The organism is Chitinimonas sp., assembly GCF_036568685.1.
GTDB lineage: Bacteria > Pseudomonadota > Gammaproteobacteria > Burkholderiales > Chitinimonadaceae > Chitinimonas.
The window spans coordinates 17,162-35,616 of sequence record NZ_DATCSC010000071.1; the positions used below are offsets into that span (position 1 = coordinate 17,162).

Sequence of the window (18,455 nt, forward strand, 5' to 3'; positions counted from 1 at the left end):
AGCAGTCAGTGGGGCGTAAAAACGGCGGTCTTCATTATGCAGACCGCCGTCATAGTTGGCAATTTGACCTCAAGCCTTATTGGTCAGCATTTCGAGAAATTGCGTGGTCTTGATCGCGGATTGTTCGGACTGATTGTCTTCCAGCAGATCTTCCATATCCAGTACCAGTACCACCGAACCGTCGCCGGACAGCGTTGCACCTGCCACGCCACGTGGCCGGATATTCTGCAGTGGCTTGATCACCACATCGTCGCGGCCGATAAAGCTGTCGATGGCGAGGATAAAACTGTGCTCGCCAGTCTGCATCAGTACGCCGAACTGCGGTGTCTGCGTTTCGGCCCAGCCCAGCAGGCGAGCGAGCGAGCGCACCGACAGAATTTCGTCACGCACGACGATGGTGGCACGGCCGGATACCTCTTGCACCTGCTCCGGACGGATGGGGATGATCTCCCGCACCATGGCCAGCGGCACACCGAAGGGCTGGTCACAGACCTTGACCACCAGCACCGGCAGGATCGCCAGGGTCAGCGGCAGCGAGATCGCGAAGCGGGTACCTTCGCCAATGACCGAATGGATGTCGATACGGCCGTTGAGCTTCTGGATATTGGTCTTGACCACGTCCATGCCTACGCCACGACCGGACACGCTGGAAATCTGGTCCTTGGTCGAGAAACCGGGCAGGAACACCAGTTGCAAGGCCTGCTTGTCGTCCAGGCTGTTGGCTGTCTCGAGGTCGATCAGGCCCTTCTCTACCGCCTTGCGGCGCAGGAAGTCAGGACGCATGCCCTTACCATCATCGATGATCTCGATCAGGATATGGTCACCCACCTGGGTCGCCGAGAGCTGGACTATGCTCTTGGCCGGCTTGCCGGCGGCAATGCGGTCCTCGATGGTCTCTACGCCATGGTCGACGGCGTTGCGCACCAAGTGCACCAGCGGGTCGTTGAGGTCCTCGAGCATGGTCTTGTCGAGCTCGGTCTCCTCGCCACTGATCACCAGCTCCACGTCCTTGCCCAGTTGGCGGGCCAGGTCGCGCGCCAGGCGCGGGTACTTTTGGAACAGGCGGCCAATAGGCTGCATACGGGTCTTCATGACCGCGTTTTGCAGATCACTGACCAGGAGGTCGAGCTGGCCGATAGCCTCGTCGAGCGCCTTCAGGGTCACGCCGTCGGTCTTGCCGTTCAGGATGTCGGTCCTGAGTGTGGTCAGACGGTTCTTGGTCAGGCCAATTTCGCCCGAGAGGTTGAGCACCTGATCCAGCCGGTTGGTATCGATCCGGATGGTGGTTTCCTGTGCGGCCAGTTGCTGGGCCGCAGGCTGCGGCTTATTGGCAGTGGGCGCTACCGGTGCGGGCTTCAGTGCTGCGGCGGGTGCGGCAGCCTGCGCGGCGGCCAGTGGCGCAACGGCGGTGCTGGTCGGTGCCGGAGCGGGGGCAGGCGCGGGCGCTGCTGCCGGAGCCGGGCTGGAAGCCACGGCCGGGGCCTTGCCGGTTACAGCCTGGTAGAGCGCGTTCCAATCCGGCTCATTGCCATGGGCGGGTGCGGCACTCGGCGCTGCGGCGGGGGCCGGTGCATGCGCTGCGGCGGGAGCTGGTGCGGGCGCCGGGGCGGCGCTGCCACCCACTGCACGGCCTTCCAGCGCGTCGTCGAGCAAGGTCAAGAGGGTGGCATCCGCCGGAGCCGGGGTACGGCCCTGGGAGAGTGCTCCGAACATGTCGCGTACCACGCCGGTGGCGGCCAAGATGGCATCCATCAACTCGGGCGTCAGCTTGAGTTCGCTATTGCGCAGCTTGTCAAACAGGTTCTCGGTGCGGTGGCACAGATTGACCAGGGCATCGACATTCAGGAAGCCAGCGCCACCCTTGATGGTGTGAAATCCGCGGAAAATGACGTTCAGCAGATTCTTGTCTTCCGGCCGCTTTTCCAGCTCGACCAGTTTGTTGTCCACGTCGGAGAGCAGCTCCGAGGCTTCCGTGAGGAAGTCCTGGAGCAAGTCTTCCATGCCGGCAAAATCACTCATGGCATCGTCCTATCTAAGGCTGACCGGATCAGAAGCCCAGGCTGGCAAGCAGATCATCCACTTGCTCCTGGTTGGTGACCACGTCAGTACGGCCTTCGGCGTTGTAGACCGGGCCATTCAAGAGGCTGTCGTCCAGATCCGCGGCAGGCTTGTGCGCGGGGCTGCCCGCGGGCGAGAACTGCACCAGGAATTCGAACAGACTGCCTTCCATCTCCTTGGCCATCTCGACGATCTTCTTGATCACCTGCCCGGTCAGGTCCTGGAAGTCCTGCGCCATCATGATCTCCAGCAACTGGGAGTTGGTGGCGCGGGCGTTGTTGGCGCTGGTCTTCAGGTGTTCGCGGGTACGGGCGGCGAGCTGCTTGAATTCCTCGACCGACAGCTGGTTGGCGAACAGCTTGTCCCACTCGGCCGCCAGGGCTTCGGAATCGCTCTCGATCTTGTCCTGCAGCGGCTGGGCCACATCCACGGCGTTCAGCGTGCGGTTGGCGGCCTGCTCGGTCAGGGTGGCCACATAGGACAGCCGGTCACGGGCGTCGGGAATGGCTGCGGCGGCCTTTTCCAGCGACTTGTCGTAACCCATTTCGCGCAGCGCGTCGTGCACCTTGCGGGTCAATTGGCCAATGCTGGCGAACATCGAGCGGGCTGGCTCGTCCATATTCATGGCGGCTGCCGTCACTGCTGCAGCAGGTTCGGCAGACGGGGCGGATGCGGCTCCAGAGGCCGGTGCGGGAGTCGGGGCAGGCGTCTCGGCAGGGCCGCTATTGGCAGCCACAATGCTGTCGAACAGCGCCTGCAGTTCGTCGGAGTCGCCGCTGTTGATGGCTTTATCGCTCACGTTGAACTCCTGCCTTGTTATTTATTGAGGGTTTGGAAGATCTTGCCGAGCTTTTCATCCAGCGTCGCCGCAGTGAAAGGCTTGACGATATAGCCGCTGGCGCCGGCTTGGGCGGCCTCGACGATGTTCTCCTTCTTGGCCTCGGCGGTGATCATCAAAAAGGGCAGGTGCTTGAGCGTCGGATCTCCACGCACGGCCTTGAGCAGTTCGATCCCGGTCATGTTGGGCATGTTCCAGTCGGACACGATGAAGTCGAAGGTAGTCGACTTCAGCTTGTGCAGGGCGACTTGCCCGTCCTCGGCTTCTTCCACATTGCTGAAGCCAAGCTCTTTGAGCAGGTTGCGCACGATGCGGCGCATCGTGGAGAAGTCGTCAACCACCAGGAATCGTATGTTCTTGTCCGTCATGTCTTGCTCCGAGAGTCCCTGTTAGCGGGCTTGCGGTGAACCGCATTAACTGTTTTGGGTTGATGGGGTAGTCAGTTTTGCAGGAACGGCGAAATGGTCTCAGCCAATACGAAAGGATCGAATTTGGCCACGTAGGCGTCAACACCCACGCTGCTGCCCATGGCCCGGTTGGCGTTGGACGAGAGCGAGGAGTGCATGACCACCGGGATGTTCTGGAAGCGGGAGTCGGACTTGATGTGCTTGGTCAGCACATAGCCGTCCATCTCCGGCATCTCGGCATCGACCAGGATCAGCTTGAGGTGCGAACTCAAGGGCTCGCTGTCGTGCTGGTAGCGGGTGGCGATGTTCTGCAGCTTGTCCCACGCCTCGGCACCGTTGTTGGCCTGCTGGTACTTCACGCCCAGTTTGTCGAGCACGCTGACAATCTCCTTGCGGGCGACCATGGAGTCGTCGACGAAGAACATGAACTTCTCCTGGTCCACGCCCACGGCCGGGATGTCCGGAACGAAGCTCTCGCCGATCACGCTCGCCAGGATGGCCTCGACGTCAAGGATGGAGACCAGCTTGCCATCCTCGAGCTCGGTAATGGCGGTGATCAAGGCTTGATTGCCGGCCAGCATAGTCTCCGGTGCACGTACCTTGTTCCAATCGACGCGGATGATGCGGTCTACCGAGCGCACCAGAAAGCCCTGCGTGTGCTTGGAGAACTCAGTGACGATCATCGTCTCTTCGCTGTTGGCGTCGATGTCATTGGGGCAGACGAACTTGGCCAGCGAAATCACCGGAATGATGTTGCCACGCAGGGAGATCACCCCCTCTACGCCTACCGGCATATTGGGGGTCTTGGTGATCTTGGGGGTCTGGGAGACTTCCCTGACCTTGAAGACGTTGATGCCAAAGGTTTCCCGTGTTCCTAGCGAGAACAGCAGGATCTCCATCTTGTTGGAGCCCGCCAGCTTGGTTCGGGCGTCAACACTGTCGAGCAGCGTGGAATTGGCGTTGGACATGGCTTTCCCTTGATCGCGGATCGATGGTGACGGTCTATTTATTGAGCCGCGTTACGCAACATGGTGGTGATGGCCTCGGTCAGCTTGTGAGGCTCGAACTTTGCAACATAAGCATCGACCCCGACAGACTGACCGAGCTTCTGGTTGGACATGCCCGACAGCGAGGAATGCATCAGGATGGGGATGCCGCCGAAGCGGGGGTCGCTCTTGATGACCTTGGTCAGCATATAGCCATCCATTTCCGGCATCTCCACGTCAGTCAGGATCATGTGCACGAATTCCTTCACCGGCTTGCCCACCGCTTCGGCTTGGCTGGCGATACGCTGTAGCTCGTCCCAGGCGCGCTTGCCGTTGATTGCTTCGACATAGTTGAGCTGCAGAGCATCCAGCGTGCGCTGGATCTGTTTGCGGGCGACGGCGGAGTCATCAGCATAGAAGACGGTCTTGCCGACGAGATCGCTCACCGGTTGGATGGCCTTGAACTCGTGGGAGTCGTCAATCTGGTTGGTCTCGGCCAGTACCTTCTCGACATCCAGCATCATCACCAGCTTGCCGGTATCCAGTTCAGTGACCGCAGTCACAAGGCCGCGCAGGTTGTTGTTCAGCATTTCGGGCGGAACGCGCATCTGCGACCAGTCCAGGCGCAAAATGGTATCGACCGCTTCGACCAGGAAGCCCTGGGTATGGCCGTTGTATTCCGACACAATCATGATCTCGGGCTTGCTCTCGGTCTGTACGCCCACATAGCTTGCCAGGTCGATGACCGGGATCAGGTTGCCGCGCAGGCTGACCATGCCCTCCACTGCGGGCGGCATCTCCGGCGCCTGGGTGATCTCGGGCGTACGCATTACTTCCCGCACCTTGAAGACGTTGATGCCGAAGTTCTCCCTGCGGCCGGTACGTTGGTCCATACCCAGCGTGAAAAGCAGGATTTCGAGCTTGTTGGTGCCCGCGAGTTTGGTACGCGCGTCGATTTTCTTGAGCAAGTCGGACACGGTTGCGGCTCCGTGGATGTTTTTAGAAAGTTCGGATGGTTGCCGGGTCTATATGTGGGTTGGCCTTCGGGCAATTATAAGCCAACTCGAATATTCTACCTTAGGCTGAAAATCTCATGCACATCCTTCTGCGCATCGCGCACCCTTTCGGGTTCAGTTCCGTTATCGGTTCCCGCCGGTAAGATAGCAAGCGGGAAGCGCCTTTGCGCGCCATTCAAAGCGATTTTTTATACTCTACACCCAGAGCCCTGAAAAGGAAGTCAATCCGTGGATGCGAAAAACCCGTTGGCGGGCAAACCAACGGACAAGATAGATCGGGCTGAGCTCGAGCAGGCCTTCTCCTTGTTTACCGAGGCGTCGCGGCAACTGGTGGAGTCCTATCAGGAGCTGGAGCAACAGGTTGGCTCGCTCACCCAGGAACTGGCGGTGGCCAATGGCGCCCTGCGGCAGCAGTTCGAAGAAAAGGCGGCGCTTTCCAACCGGCTAGAGACGCTGCTGGCGGCCTTGCCGGGTGGCGTGGTCGAGCTCGATGGCGATGACATTGTGCTAACCAGCAACCCGGCTGCAGTCAATATATTTGGTCGTGAGTTGATTGGGCTCAATTGGTGCGACGCGATTGAACGTGGTTTGTTGCCAACAGCAGTGGCCAATGAATGGACGCTGGAGGGAGGCGACGGGCAGGAGCAGCGGGTCAGCATCGTGACCAGCCGCTTGCCCACGGGCGAGCGCATCCTGCTGATCCATGACGTGAGCGAGAGCTGGCGCTTGCGTAAGCAACTGGAGCAGCACAAGCGCCTGGCCGCCATGGGTGAGATGGCAGCCGGATTGGCACACCAGTTGCGCACACCGCTGGCGACCGCCTTGCTCTATACCGCCAACCTGGCCAAGCCACAGCTTGGAGAGAACGAACGGGTGAAGTTCGGTCAGAAATCATTGACCCGGCTGCGTCACCTGGAGACTCTGATCCAGAACATGCTGCAATTTGTGCGGGGGCAGCAGGCCGAACTGGAGCAGGTCGATTGGGTACAGGTCGCCGAGGATGCGTTGCAGACGGTGCAGCCGCAGGACGTGGACCAGTCGCGCCATTGGGAGGTCGTGCTGCCCGATGGCGAGGCCATGGTGGAAGCCAACCGCAAGGAGTTGACCGGAGCTCTGATCAATCTCTTGGAAAATGCCTTGCAGGCCACGGCCGCGGGCGACGAGATCCGCCTGGAGCTGGCGCGCGAAGCGGGGCAGTGGCGGATGTCCATCCGAGATCAGGGCTGTGGCATGCCTGAATCGGTCCGCGAACGCTTGTTCGAGCCGTTCTTTACCACCCGTAAGGAAGGAACCGGGCTGGGGCTTGCCATCGTCCGTAATCTGGTGACGGCTTACGGTGGCACCATCGATGTGGTTTCCAGCCCCGGGGAAGGGGCGAACTTCACGATCCTGTTGCCAGCCGCCGATTAGCTCCCTATGGTGGAAGGGCATCCGGCCTTGCGGTCGGAGGTAGGGATGCCACTATCTACATTATTCTTCGTACTGTTGAGATTGCTGCTTAATCATGAGTGCTATTGTCGAAGTTGCCGGCCAGACAGGTCGTTTGTTGCTTGCTGGACAGTTTGATTTCAGCGCCCATCGTGAATTTCGCCAAGCTTGCGACGAGATACTCGCCAGCACGGCGGTTCGGGAGGTGCTGGTCGATTTTCAGCAGGTGGATTATCTAGATAGCTCGGCCCTGGGCATGCTGCTGCTTCTCAAGGAGAAGGCTGCATCTTCGGGGCGGGAGTTGGCTTTGGTCAATTGCCGGGATACCGTCCGGCAGGTGTTGGAAATCGCCTGTTTCGGCAAGATATTCACCATACGCTAACTCAGGCCTCGGCTCATGAAAGTCCTGCTTGCCGATGACGCCGAAGTGGTCCGGATGTTGATCGGCCGCTTCGTCGAGTCGCTGGGGCATGAGTTGATATTGGCCGCCGATGGCATTGAGGCTGTCGAGTATTGTCTGGCTGAACGGCCGGACATGGTGCTCATGGACATGATGATGCCGCGCCTCAACGGCCCGGAGGCGGGCCGGCAGATCAAGGCGGCCATGGGAGCACACTGGATCCCCATTGTGCTGATCACAGCGGTAGAAGAGGTCAATAAGCTCGCCGATGCCATGGAGGTTGGCGCAGATGACTATCTGCTCAAGCCGATCAACTTCCGCATTCTTGAGGCCAAGATCAAGGCCATCGAGCGCACGGTCGAACTGAATCGACAGGTGCGCGAGCAGGCCTTCAAGCTGGCCAACTACTACGACCGTGCCGAAGAAGAAAAGCAGGTCGCCCGTCACCTGATGGAGCAGTTGGTCAACCGCGAACGCTTGTCCGATACCCAACTGCATACCTGGATCGCACCGGCGGAAAGCCTGTCCGGCGATCTGATCGCTGCCGCCCGTACGCCCGGTCAGGTTCTGCATCTGGTCCTGGCCGATGGCATAGGCCACGGCCTGACTGCGGCACTCAACGTGTTGCCGCTGACCCAGCCTTTCTATGCTATGACCGAGCGGGGCTTCAGCCTGCCCGACATCCTGATCGAAATGCACCGCAAGGTGCGTCAGGTCTTGCCGGCAGGCCGTTTTGTCGCGCTGGCCTTTGTGGCGGTGGATTTTGCCAAGCGTACGCTGGAAGTCTGGAATGGCGGTATCCCCGAGCTGCGCCTCTACGGCGAATCTGGTGCCTTGCTCAAACGCTGGCCTTCGCGCCATCTGCCATTGGGCATCGTCTCGCAGGATGAACTGGAGCTGGATCTGGAGCGCTATCGCTTCGACGGTCGCGCCAATCTGGTGCTGTGTTCTGATGGGCTCCTGGAGGCGCGCAATGCGGAAGGCGAGCCCTTCGGCGCGGCCCGGCTGGGGCTTGCCTGTGCTGGTTACCCGGCCGGCGAGGCGCTGGCTCGGTCAATCGACGCATTGCAGGATTTTCTGGGCGATGCCGCTTGCCACGATGACGTCTCGCTGGCCATAGTCGATCTGGATCCTGATGCTGCCTTGCCATTGCCGGCGGGGGAGGGGATAGGGAAGTTGCCGGAGATGCTGGGCGAGGTGCGCTGGCGCTACGAACTCTCGCTCGGGGCGGCTGAACTCAAGCACCTGCATACCGTGCCGCTGATCATGGGCTTTATCAGTCAGATTCGCCCGCTGGCGCAGGCGCATGCCGACGTCTTCCTGATCCTGACCGAACTGTTTCTCAACGCACTCGACCATGGCCTGCTGGCCATGTCCTCTGATCTCAAATCCGGCCTCGACGGCATGGAGTACTATCTCCAGGAGCGCGCCCGCCGGCTGGCTGAGCTGAAGCAGGGGCGTATCGATATCGAACTCACCGGTCATGATCTGGGCGAACGTTCCTTGCTGCGTATTCGCGTCTCGGACAGCGGTCCGGGTTTTGATCATCGCTGGTTGCAGGAGCCGGATTCCACCCGGCCCAGCGGCCGTGGCATCGCGCTGGTGGCGGCCTTGTCGGCCTCGCTGCGCTTCTTTGGCAATGGCAATGTGGTGGAGGCCTGTTATCTTACCCGCCCTTCGCACTAGGTCTGGATGAGCGTTGTGGCCAAACCTCCCCGAGCTGTTCCTCTTGAGCCCATGGATATCCCGCCGAGCCTCAGTGCCGATGCGGTGCTGCCGATATCCGATCGGCCAGCGCGCGGTCCGGCCGAGCGGCTGATCATCGTCGGCGCCTCTACCGGCGGTACCGAGGCGCTCAAGCACCTGCTGTTGCCGCTGCCGGCCACGACCCCGGCCGTTCTGATCGCCCAACATATGCCCGAGATGTTCACTGGTCCCTTTGCCGCGCGGCTCGATACGCTGTGCAAGATGCAGGTCAAAGAGGCGGAGCAGGGTGAGCCGGTCAAGGCGGGCTGCGTCTACATCGCGCCCGGACACTCGCATCTGCTGCTTGGGCTGTCCGGTGGGCGCTATGTCTGTGAGCTGTCCCGTGCCGAACCGGTCAACCGGCACCGGCCCTCGGTGGACGTGCTATTCCGCTCGGCGGCCAACAATGCCGGCCGCAACGCGATCGGCGTCATTCTGACCGGCATGGGGCGCGACGGTGCCGTGGGCATGCTGGAGATGAAGCGGGCCGGTGCATACAATTTTGCCCAGGACGAAGCCAGTTGCGTGGTGTTTGGCATGCCCAAGGAGGCCATTGCGCTGGGCGGGGTGGATGATGTCGCCCCGCTGGATGAACTGCCTGGCCGCATCCTGGCGTACCTGCGCGGTACGCTCCCCAAAGCGGGCGACGGCGTGTAAGCTCGCCGCCCAATCGATACTGAATGACAAGAAGCCTGCCATGCCCGCACTCCCCATACTGATTGTTGAAGACGACAACGACCTGCGAGAGGCCCTGATCGATACCCTGGAGCTGGCGGGCTATCAGGTGTTGAGTGCGGAGGACGGTGAATCGGGCCTGGTGGTCCTGGCTGAGCGCAAGGTCGGCATGGTGCTGTCGGACGTGCAGATGCAACCCATGGATGGCGAGACTTTGCTGCGTCGGGTCAAGCTCGAGTATCCCCATATACCGGTCGTGCTGATGACCGCCTATGGCGTGATTGAAAAGGCGGTTGCCGCCCTCCATGCCGGTGCGGCTCACTACCTGCCCAAGCCTTTCGAGCCGGACGATCTCCTGGCGACCGTGGCCAAGTACATGTTGCCGGCTGTGGATGATGACGCGGTGATCGCGGAGGATCCCGGCATGCTGCGCTTGCTCGACATGGCGCAGCGGGTGGCCAATTCCGAGGCGGCAGTAATGATCACCGGCGAGAGCGGCACCGGCAAGGAAGTGCTGGCCCGTTATATACACCGTCATTCACCACGTGCTGCCGGTCCCTTTGTGGCGATCAATTGCGCGGCCATCCCCGAGCAACTGCTGGAGTCGACCCTGTTCGGCCACGAGAAGGGTGCCTTTACCGGCGCCGGCAACCAGCACATCGGTAAATTCGAGCAAGCCGACGGTGGTACGCTGCTGCTGGATGAAATCTCCGAGATGCCGTTGGAACTGCAGGCCAAGCTCTTGCGTGTACTGCAGGAGCGGGAGGTGGAGCGGGTGGGAGGCAAGAAGCCGATCAATATCGACATCCGCGTACTGTCGACTTCCAACCGTGATATGCCACTCGAAGTCACCGAAGGGCGCTTTCGCGAAGACCTCTACTATCGCCTCAATGTATTCCCGCTGATGCTGCCGGCACTGCGGGAACGGCCGGACGATGTCGTGCCCCTGGCACGGGCCATGCTTTCTAGACATGCTAGCTCCAGCAAACGCCGGGTGCCTGCCATCAGCAAAACGGCGGCCCAGGCACTGACCCAGCACCGCTGGGAGGGGAATATTCGCGAACTGGAAAACGTGATGCAGCGGGCGCTGATCCTGGCGCCAGGTGATGAAATCGAGCCCGAGCATCTGTTTTTGCCGGCAGTGCGCCGGCAGGATTTGCCGCAGGCGGCAAAAATTGCCGTCGCCGAGCCTGCCGCCTTGCCGCAGGTGGCGCCCGTGGCGCCGCAGCCGGTCGTGACCGATATTCGCATGTTGGAGCGGCAGCACATCCTGGAAACGCTCAAGCAGGCGGGCGGGGTGCGCAAGCTGGCCGCAGAGCGGCTGGGTATGAGTGAGCGTACGCTGCGCTACAAGCTGCAGCAGTATCGCGAGGAAGGTTGGCAGGAAGAGTAGTCGGTCGATGCGGCGGGTGGCGCGCATAAGTGCGGCGCAGCGCGGGTGAAATTCGCCCTGCAGCGCGCATGCCTTGTGTGGCGCGCTTGTCGGGAGAATTGGCCGCTTGGTAACAAAATGGCTGTTGGCCTGTAGATTGCTTGCTATTGTGCAAGCGAGCCACATACAATTTCACGCAATTCGAGGTGCATCATGAGCGTGCAAGGGATAGACAATCTGCTGGGTGAGTTGAAGGCCATGTCCGCCAAGGCGGCAGGCCAGACTTCGCCTGCTGCAGACGCCCTGCCGGAAGGTGCCGATTTCGCATCGGTATTGAAGTCGTCGCTCGACCAGGTCAACCAGATGCAACTCGATTCGCAGGCCAAGCAAACGGCGTTCGAAGCGGGCGATCCGAATGCCAACCTGCAAGACGTGATGGTCTCGCTGCAGAAGGCGAGCCTGTCTTTTCAGACTATGGTGCAGGTTCGTAACAAGCTGGTCTCCGCATACCAGGAAGTTATGAACATGCAGGTGTGATATCGCCTGATATATGGATGATGCGGTCGTAGCCGTCGACAATCGAGACACGCAACCGGGTGAGCGTCCCAATCTCATCCAGCGCTTCAATCAGCTTCCCAATCCCCGCAAGATTCTCATCATTGCCATTGCCGCTGCCGTGATCGCCGCAGCGGCAATTGCGTTTTTGTGGGCGCGTGATCCTGGCTACAAGATCCTGTTCGCCAATATTTCGGACAAGGATGGTGGCCAGATCGTCCAGTCGCTGCAGCAGCTCAACATTCCCTACAAGCTGGAGCCGGGTGGTGTGATCTCGGTACCGGCCGAGTTCGTGCATAGCGCCCGCTTGCAACTGGCCTCGCAAGGCCTGCCCAAGGGCGGCACGGTAGGTTTCGAGCTGCTCGACAACCAGAAATTCGGGATCAGCCAGTTCGGTGAGCAGGTGAACTACCAGCGCGCCGTTGAAGGCGAGCTGGCCCGCTCCATCGAGTCGCTGTCGGCCGTGGCCTCGGCGCGCGTGCACCTGGCCATGCCCAAGCAAACGGTTTTCCTGCGCGAACAGCAAAAGCCGACCGCCTCGGTACTCTTGACCCTGCATCCGGGGCGTACGCTGGACGGTTCCCAGATCGCGGGCATCATCCACCTTGTCTCCAGCAGCATTCCCGACCTGCCGGTCAAGAACGTGACCGTGGTAGACCAAGACGGCAATCTGCTTTCCAACATGCCCGATCTGCTGAACGGTGGTAACGGCTCGCTCAACCAGCGGCAGCTGGCCCTGGTGCACCAGCAGGAGCAACTGCTGTCCGAGCGCATCCAGAAGATACTTGAGCCCATCGTTGGCAACGACAACGTCAAGGCCGAGGTCACGGTGCAGATGGACTTCTCCGAGGTCGAGCAGGCCATCGAGAGCTTCAAGCCCAATTCGCCCCCCAATGCATCGGCCATCCGCAGCGAACAGACCGCCGAAGGCTCCGGTGGCGGCAGCAACCAGCCCTCGGGCGTGCCGGGTGCGCTGTCCAACCAGCCGCCAGGCGCTGCCAGTGCGCCGGTCACCTTGCCCAACCCGCCTGGAGTGACGGTCAATACCGGTACCGGCGGTACCAGCCATAAGGAAATGACCCGCAATTACGAGGTCGACAAGACGGTCGAACACGTCAAGCAGCAGGTCGGCGTGCTCAAGCGGGTCAATGCTGCCGTGGTGGTCAACTTCAAGCGTGTCCAGCAGAAGGATGGCGGCGTGAAGTCGGTGCCGCTCACCCAGGCCGAGATCAACCAGGTCACCAACCTTGTGCAGGAAGCGATTGGCTACAACAAGGATCGCGGCGACTCGGTCAAAGTGGTCAACGCCGCCTTTGCCGACCGCGTGCTGGATGTGGCAGGCAAGTCCTTCTTCGAGAAGTTGACCGAATACCTGATCGCCCACACTGCCGATATCATCAAGGTCATCCTGATCGCTCTGGTGCTTGCCTACCTGATGTTTGGTGTGGTCCGTCCCATCCTGCGCGATGTGATTCGACCCAAGCAGGACAAGAATGCCATGGGTGGCGAGGAGGGTGGCGTGGCCCTGACTGCCGAGGAGTTGGCACAGTCCGAGGTGGAGGCCGAGGTGGTGGCCGAGGCCGAGGCCAGTGCCCAGCTGGCCGCCTTCAGCGAACTCTTGCAGCGGGCCAAGGAAATGGCCAAGGAAGATCCGCGCATGGTGGCGACCATCATCCGCGAATGGCTGAACGCCGATCCCGCCGACCAGAAGACGACCTGACGTCACGGGGCTGCAAGGCCCTGTCTCGTTTAGCCTCACATAACGTGGCGGGCGGTCAGGGCAAGCCCTGTCCGTACTGCCTGAGCTGAAATGCGGGCTGCAAGCCCTATCGCCAGGAGCCGTCATGGCAACCAATGATGAAGCCATCCGCCGTAGCGCCATCTTGCTGATGAGCCTCGGTGAGGAGGCCGCTGTCGAGGTGTTCAAGTACCTCGGTCCCAAGGAAGTGCAGAAAATCGGCCTTGCCATGGCCAGTATGGACAATGTCACCCGCGAGCAAGTGGAGGAGGTCGTCGGCGACTTCCTCGGTTCGACCATGAACCGCGCCAACTTCGGCGCCGCCGATGAATACATCCGCTCCGTGCTGACCAAGGCGCTCGGTTCGGACAAGGCGGCCAACCTGCTGGACCGCATCCTGCAAGGTGGCGACAACACGGGCATTGAATCCCTCAAGTGGATGGATTCGGTCGCCGTGGCCGAACTGATCAAGAACGAACACCCGCAAATCATTGCCACCATCCTGGTCCACCTCGAACCCGACCAGGTTTCCGAAGTGCTCAACCAGTTTGTTGAGCGGCTGCGCAATGACGTGTTGCTGCGTATTGCCACCCTGGAAGGCGTACAGCCGACCGCACTGCGTGAGCTTAACGATGTGCTCACCCAGCTCCTGTCCGGGGCCGACCGGGTCAAGAAGTCGGCCATGGGTGGCGAGGGCATGGCGGCGGAAATCCTCAATTTCATGGGTGGCGTGGTCGAGGCTTCGGCCATCAATGCCATCCGCGAATACGACCCGGAGCTGGCGCAGCGTATCCAGGACAAGATGTTCACCTTCGAGAACCTGGTGGATATCGACGATCGCGGCATCCAGTTGCTGCTGCGCGAAATCTCTTCCGATTCGCTGATTACCGCCATGAAGGGCACCAGCGAGGTGCTGCGCAACAAGATCTTCAAGAACATGTCGCAACGGGCGGCAGAAATGCTGCGCGACGATTTCGAAGCCAAGGGCGCGGTCAAGGTGTCCGAGGTCGAGGCCGAGCAGCGCGAGATTCTCAAGGTCGTTCGCCGCTTGGCGGACGAGGGTCAGATCGCCGTTGCCAAGGGCGGTGGCGAGGGCTTTGTGGAATAGGGCCTGTAGATGAAAGCCTGGGGTAGCAAGAAGATCATCCGCCGCGAAGATGTGCCGGAATTGACGCCATGGCAGGTCGATCAGTTCAGTGGTGCCTCCATTCAGCGCCCTCACGCGCTGGTGCCGGAAGCGCAAGTGGTCCCGTCAGAGCCTGAGCCGATGGCTGAGGTCGAGCCGATCGAGTCTGCCGTCGAAGAGCCGGCCGCAGAGCTGGTACCTATGGTGGCGGCCGACGAGCTGGAGCGCATCCGCAGCGAGGCGCATGAGGCTGCCTACCGGGCGGGTTACGAAGAGGGCATGCGGCAGGGGCGTGACGATGGCGAGGCCGCAGGCCGCGAGGCGGGTCAGGCTGCAGGTTTCGAAGCGGGGCAGCAGGCTGGCCGGCAAACCGGTATGGACGAAGTCGAGCGCTTCCGTGGGCTGGCAGACCAGCTTGCCGCCGCGGTAGCCGGTTATGAAGCGCGTTTGGCCGAACCGATCCGCGATATAGCCGTCGCGGTCGCGCGGCAAGTATTGCGTAGTAGCTTGAGTGTGGAGCCCGAGCGCGTGCTGTCGGTGATCCGCGAGGCGATCAATAGCCTGCCCGAACTGCATGGCCCCTTGCGGGTCGAGCTGCACCCTGACGATCTGGCACTGGTGAAAAGCTTGCTGGCCGAGGAGGGGGCGGCGGTGCAATGGCGTTTCGAGCCGGTGACCGATATCGAGCGCGGTGGCTGCCGTATTGCCCATGCCACAGTCGAGCTGGATCTGACCCTGCCCACCCGTTGGCGACGCGTGGTTGCGGCCTTGGGTAGCCATGAGCCCTGGCAGGCTGCCGACGATGAACAAGCCTGATCAACACGACACCCTGGCCCGCTGGCAGCACTACGCGGCCGACTGTGTTGCTACCGTCGAGGGAACCAAGCCCTGGTTGCCGCGCGGCAAGCTGACCCGCGTGGCGGGGCTGGTGCTTGAGGCCGTGGGTATCAAGCTGCCGGTTGGCTCCAGCTGCCACATCATTATCCCCACTGGGCACAGCGTCGAGGCAGAAGTGGTCGGCTTCAACGGCGACCGCCTGTTCCTGATGCCGGTGGCGGAGGTCTATGGTCTTGAGCCTGGTGCCTGGGTTGTGGCCTACGAAGATGTCGAGGGCAGGGTGCCGCATCTGGGTGGCAGCTATACACCGCGCCGACGTGTCGAGGATCGTGGCCGCCAGGCTGCCGTGGGGCCGCATCTGCTCGGGCGTGTACTCGATGGTCTGGGGCGTCCTCTGGACAAGCTCGGCCCCCTGCAAGCCGAGACCCATGTACCGCTCTTCTCCCGCCCCTACAATCCGTTGGACCGGGTACCGGTGCATGATGTGCTGGATGTGGGGGTACGCGCGATCAATGCCATGCTGACCGTGGGGCGCGGCCAGCGCTTGGGTCTGTTTGCCGGCTCCGGCGTCGGCAAGAGCGTGCTGCTGGGCATGATGGCTCGCTACACCACGGCAGATATCGTGGTAGTGGGGCTGATTGGCGAACGGGGACGCGAGGTCAAGGACTTCATCGAGAATATTCTGGGTGAGGAGGGTTTGCGGCGCTCCGTGGTAGTCGCAGCGCCTGCCGATACGCCGCCACTCCTGCGCATGCATGGTGCCGCCTACGCGACTGCCATCGCCGAGTATTTCCGAGATCAAGGGCTGAACGTGCTTTTGATCATGGATTCGCTGACCCGCTACGCCATGGCGCAGCGCGAGATTGCCCTGGCGATCGGCGAGCCGCCGGCCACCAAGGGCTACCCGCCGTCGGTCTTTGCCAAGCTGCCGGCCCTGGTCGAGCGCGCCGGCAATGGCCACTCGGGCAGCGGTTCCATCACCGCCTTCTATACTGTATTGAGCGAGGGGGATGACCAGCAGGATCCCATCGCCGATAACGCGCGCGCCATCCTGGATGGGCACATTGTGCTCAGCCGGCAGTTGGCGGACGCGGGCCACTACCCGGCCATCGATATCGAACAGTCCATCAGCCGGGTAATGACCGACATCATCCAGCCAGAGGAGTACAACCTGGTGCGTCGGTTCAAGCAGCTCTATTCCCGTTACCAGCGCAGTCGCGACCTGATCAACGTCGGTGCCTATGTGCGCGGTTCCGACCCGGTGCTGGACGAGGCGATCGCCCTGATGCCTGCGATGGAAGCCTTCCTGCAGCAAGGCATTTACGAGCGCGAAGAGTACGCCGGTGCCCGTGCGCGGCTGGCGGCGCTGTTCCCGCGCTGAATTCCTTTGCATCGCTAGCCGGTACCCGTCATGGCCAAGGCCTTCCAGTTCGCTTTCCTGCTGCAGCTTGCCGAAGACAAACGGGAGGAAGCGGCGCGGGCGATCAGTGCCGCGGTGCTGCGCCTGGAGCAGTCCAAGCAGCAACTGCTACAGATCGAGCAGTACCGACTGGAATATCGCGCCCGTCTGGCCGATACCGCCAGTCGCGGTATGCGCATCCATCAGTGGAACGATTTCCATCTTTTCCTGGCCAAACTCGATAGCGCGGTAGATCAGCAGGTGCTGGACCGAGAGCGCTGCGAAGCGCAGGTGGAGGCTAGCAAGCAGGCTTGGCTGGTGTGCGAGAAAGAGGTCAAGGCCTATGAGATGCTGCAGGCTCGCCACAACGAGCGAGAGAATCAGAAGGAAGCCAAGCGCGAGCAGAAGCTATCCGACGAATGGGCCTCGGTTTCGCAGCGTAGGCGAGAAAATCCGGATAACTGAACCTTTGCTGGCATTGTCCTTGCTACTTTAGTGGCAAAGCCGCTATGGGCTGGCCAGTACAAGGACCGTTGCAATGCCATCCACCAATACCGCCAATAATTCGCTACAGGCCCTGCTGCAGAGCACCACCAAGGCGCCGGCTGCCGGGCGTGGTGACGATGCGAGCGGGCAACTGTTCGAGGCTTCGCTCAGCCAGCGTCTGCAGGTTCACCAGAGTGAGCAGATGGCGCGTGCGGCTGAACCAGCCAAGCAGGAAGTGAGCCCTGCCAAGCCCGCTCAGGCCAATCAAAGCAAGCCTGCCGATGAGCCTGCCAACAAGGCGGAGCAAGCCAAGCCGGCAGAACAGGACAAGGCGCCCGAGCATACCAAGGAAGCCAGCAAGGATGCCGCGGCCGAGGGTAAGTCGGTCAAGGACAAACCCGCCGACAAGGATGCCGAGGGGCAGGACGACGCCCAGCCGATGGATGCTGCTCAACAGGCGGCAGCGGCCATGGCAGCGCTGCTGGCGCAACTGCAGTCGACCCAGCCTGCCGATGTCCCGCCGCCAGCCGAAGCCGCCGCCGCCGCCGCCGCATTGGGTGATGCGCTGCAGTCCGATGGCAAGACCTTCACACTGCCCGAGCTGGCGGCGAAACTTGCCAGCGGCCGGCAAGCGCTGCCGGGTGATGCCGTGGCGGACCTGAAGCAGCTGGCGACCGATGCGGCGGCCGACCCCTTGGCAGGACAGGGCAAGATCGAGCTTGGCAAGGAGCTGCTGGCGACCAGCCAGGCTGCGACCGATAACTTTGCTCAGCTGCTTGACCAGCGCATCCAGAGTGGCGCGGCAGCCGCAGCGGGTCAGCAACTGATGAGCCCGATTGCCCGCACCGATGTCGGGCGAGGGCAGTCGCTGGAAAACGCGAGACCCACCTTCTCGCTTCAGCACCCGGTTGGTGGCGAGGGCTGGGACAAGGCGCTGGGCAACAAAGTGATCATGATGGTGAGCAATCAGAACCAGGAGGTGGAGATGCACCTGAATCCACCCCATCTGGGCCCCATGGAGGTCAAACTGTCGCTGAACCAGGATCAGGCCACGCTGACCTTCGTTGCGGCACAGCAGCCGGTGCGTGATGCCCTGCAGGCCTCGTTGCCCAAACTCAGCGAGATGCTGGCCGAGAGCGGCATCCAGCTGGCGCAGGCCAACGTGCAGTCGCAATCCAGCTCGGGCGGTCAGGAGCGTGACTCCGGCTCGGGCCGACAAGCTGGGCGAGGTAGGGTGGACGGCGTCGAAGAGACGCAGAGCTCGCCCGCTGCCTGGCGTGCCCGAGTGCCGGTGGCGCTGCCCGGAAATGTGAACCTGTTTGTCTAAGGAGACTTGAAAACGGTCCGGAGCGGTTCCTAGGATGCGTGAAACCCGCGCCAATGCTTGT

17 protein-coding genes are annotated in these 18,455 nt (G+C 61.6%); 12 read left to right on the forward strand and 5 right to left on the reverse strand.

What is annotated here, in order from left to right; all coding sequences use genetic code 11:
* Positions 1-69 precede the first annotated feature (69 nt).
* The 5 genes from VIM95_RS10785 to VIM95_RS10805 all read right to left on the reverse strand — a co-directional run bounded on the left by VIM95_RS10785 (position 70) and on the right by VIM95_RS10805 (position 5,266).
* Entirely contained in the window at positions 70-2,019 is a 1,950-nt protein-coding gene (locus tag VIM95_RS10785) for a chemotaxis protein CheA (RefSeq protein ID WP_331985483.1), read from the reverse strand.
* 28 nt (positions 2,020-2,047) lie between these two features.
* Entirely contained in the window at positions 2,048-2,857 is an 810-nt protein-coding gene (gene cheZ / locus VIM95_RS10790) for a protein phosphatase CheZ (protein ID WP_331985485.1), read from the reverse strand.
* 17 nt (positions 2,858-2,874) lie between these two features.
* Positions 2,875-3,264 (reverse strand): chemotaxis response regulator CheY, encoded by a 390-nt coding sequence (cheY, locus tag VIM95_RS10795; protein WP_331985487.1) that lies wholly within the window; start codon positions 3,262-3,264, stop codon positions 2,875-2,877.
* Between the two features lie 71 nt (positions 3,265-3,335).
* A complete protein-coding gene (locus tag VIM95_RS10800) occupies positions 3,336-4,271 on the reverse strand; it encodes a chemotaxis protein (RefSeq protein WP_331985489.1) in 936 nt (311 codons plus the stop codon).
* 38 nt (positions 4,272-4,309) lie between these two features.
* The gene (locus tag VIM95_RS10805; RefSeq protein ID WP_331985491.1) at positions 4,310-5,266 is read right to left on the reverse strand and encodes a chemotaxis protein; all 957 of its coding nucleotides are present in this window, start codon (positions 5,264-5,266) and stop codon (positions 4,310-4,312) included.
* Positions 5,267-5,533: 267 nt separating this feature from the next.
* On the opposite strand from VIM95_RS10805, the gene VIM95_RS10810 reads away from it, so the two are divergent.
* From VIM95_RS10810 to VIM95_RS10865, 12 genes are all read left to right on the forward strand, one after another.
* Positions 5,534-6,715 carry a sensor histidine kinase gene (locus VIM95_RS10810; protein ID WP_331985493.1) on the forward strand — a complete coding sequence of 394 codons (1,182 nt, stop codon included), beginning with the start codon at positions 5,534-5,536 and terminating at the stop codon, positions 6,713-6,715.
* 94 nt (positions 6,716-6,809) lie between these two features.
* On the forward strand, positions 6,810-7,115 hold the full coding sequence (locus VIM95_RS10815; protein WP_331985495.1) for an STAS domain-containing protein: 306 nt from the start codon (positions 6,810-6,812) through the stop codon (positions 7,113-7,115).
* Between the two features lie 15 nt (positions 7,116-7,130).
* Positions 7,131-8,819 carry a fused response regulator/phosphatase gene (locus VIM95_RS10820; protein ID WP_331985497.1) on the forward strand — a complete coding sequence of 563 codons (1,689 nt, stop codon included), beginning with the start codon at positions 7,131-7,133 and terminating at the stop codon, positions 8,817-8,819.
* 51 nt (positions 8,820-8,870) lie between these two features.
* Entirely contained in the window at positions 8,871-9,536 is a 666-nt protein-coding gene (locus VIM95_RS10825) for a chemotaxis protein CheB (RefSeq protein WP_331985499.1), read from the forward strand.
* A gap of 40 nt (positions 9,537-9,576) precedes the next feature.
* Positions 9,577-10,947 carry a sigma-54 dependent transcriptional regulator gene (locus tag VIM95_RS10830; RefSeq protein ID WP_331985501.1) on the forward strand — a complete coding sequence of 457 codons (1,371 nt, stop codon included), beginning with the start codon at positions 9,577-9,579 and terminating at the stop codon, positions 10,945-10,947.
* A gap of 192 nt (positions 10,948-11,139) precedes the next feature.
* Complete coding sequence (gene fliE / locus VIM95_RS10835; protein WP_331985503.1) at positions 11,140-11,463, forward strand: flagellar hook-basal body complex protein FliE; 324 nt, start codon at positions 11,140-11,142, stop codon at positions 11,461-11,463.
* Between the two features lie 13 nt (positions 11,464-11,476).
* The gene (gene fliF / locus VIM95_RS10840) at positions 11,477-13,201 is read left to right on the forward strand and encodes a flagellar basal-body MS-ring/collar protein FliF (protein WP_331985505.1); all 1,725 of its coding nucleotides are present in this window, start codon (positions 11,477-11,479) and stop codon (positions 13,199-13,201) included.
* Positions 13,202-13,325: 124 nt separating this feature from the next.
* Positions 13,326-14,327 (forward strand): flagellar motor switch protein FliG, encoded by a 1,002-nt coding sequence (gene fliG, locus VIM95_RS10845; RefSeq protein ID WP_331985507.1) that lies wholly within the window; start codon positions 13,326-13,328, stop codon positions 14,325-14,327.
* A 9-nt stretch (positions 14,328-14,336) separates the two neighbouring features.
* The gene (locus VIM95_RS10850; protein WP_331985509.1) at positions 14,337-15,161 is read left to right on the forward strand and encodes a flagellar assembly protein FliH; all 825 of its coding nucleotides are present in this window, start codon (positions 14,337-14,339) and stop codon (positions 15,159-15,161) included.
* A complete protein-coding gene (gene fliI, locus VIM95_RS10855; RefSeq protein ID WP_331985511.1) occupies positions 15,148-16,563 on the forward strand; it encodes a flagellar protein export ATPase FliI in 1,416 nt (471 codons plus the stop codon). Before VIM95_RS10850 ends, fliI begins: the two co-directional genes overlap by 14 nt.
* A gap of 30 nt (positions 16,564-16,593) precedes the next feature.
* Entirely contained in the window at positions 16,594-17,046 is a 453-nt protein-coding gene (gene fliJ / locus VIM95_RS10860) for a flagellar export protein FliJ (RefSeq protein ID WP_331985513.1), read from the forward strand.
* A gap of 73 nt (positions 17,047-17,119) precedes the next feature.
* Positions 17,120-18,394, forward strand: a complete 1,275-nt coding sequence (locus VIM95_RS10865) for a flagellar hook-length control protein FliK (protein WP_331985514.1) — start codon at positions 17,120-17,122, stop codon at positions 18,392-18,394.
* The last annotated feature ends 61 nt before the right edge of the window (positions 18,395-18,455 follow it).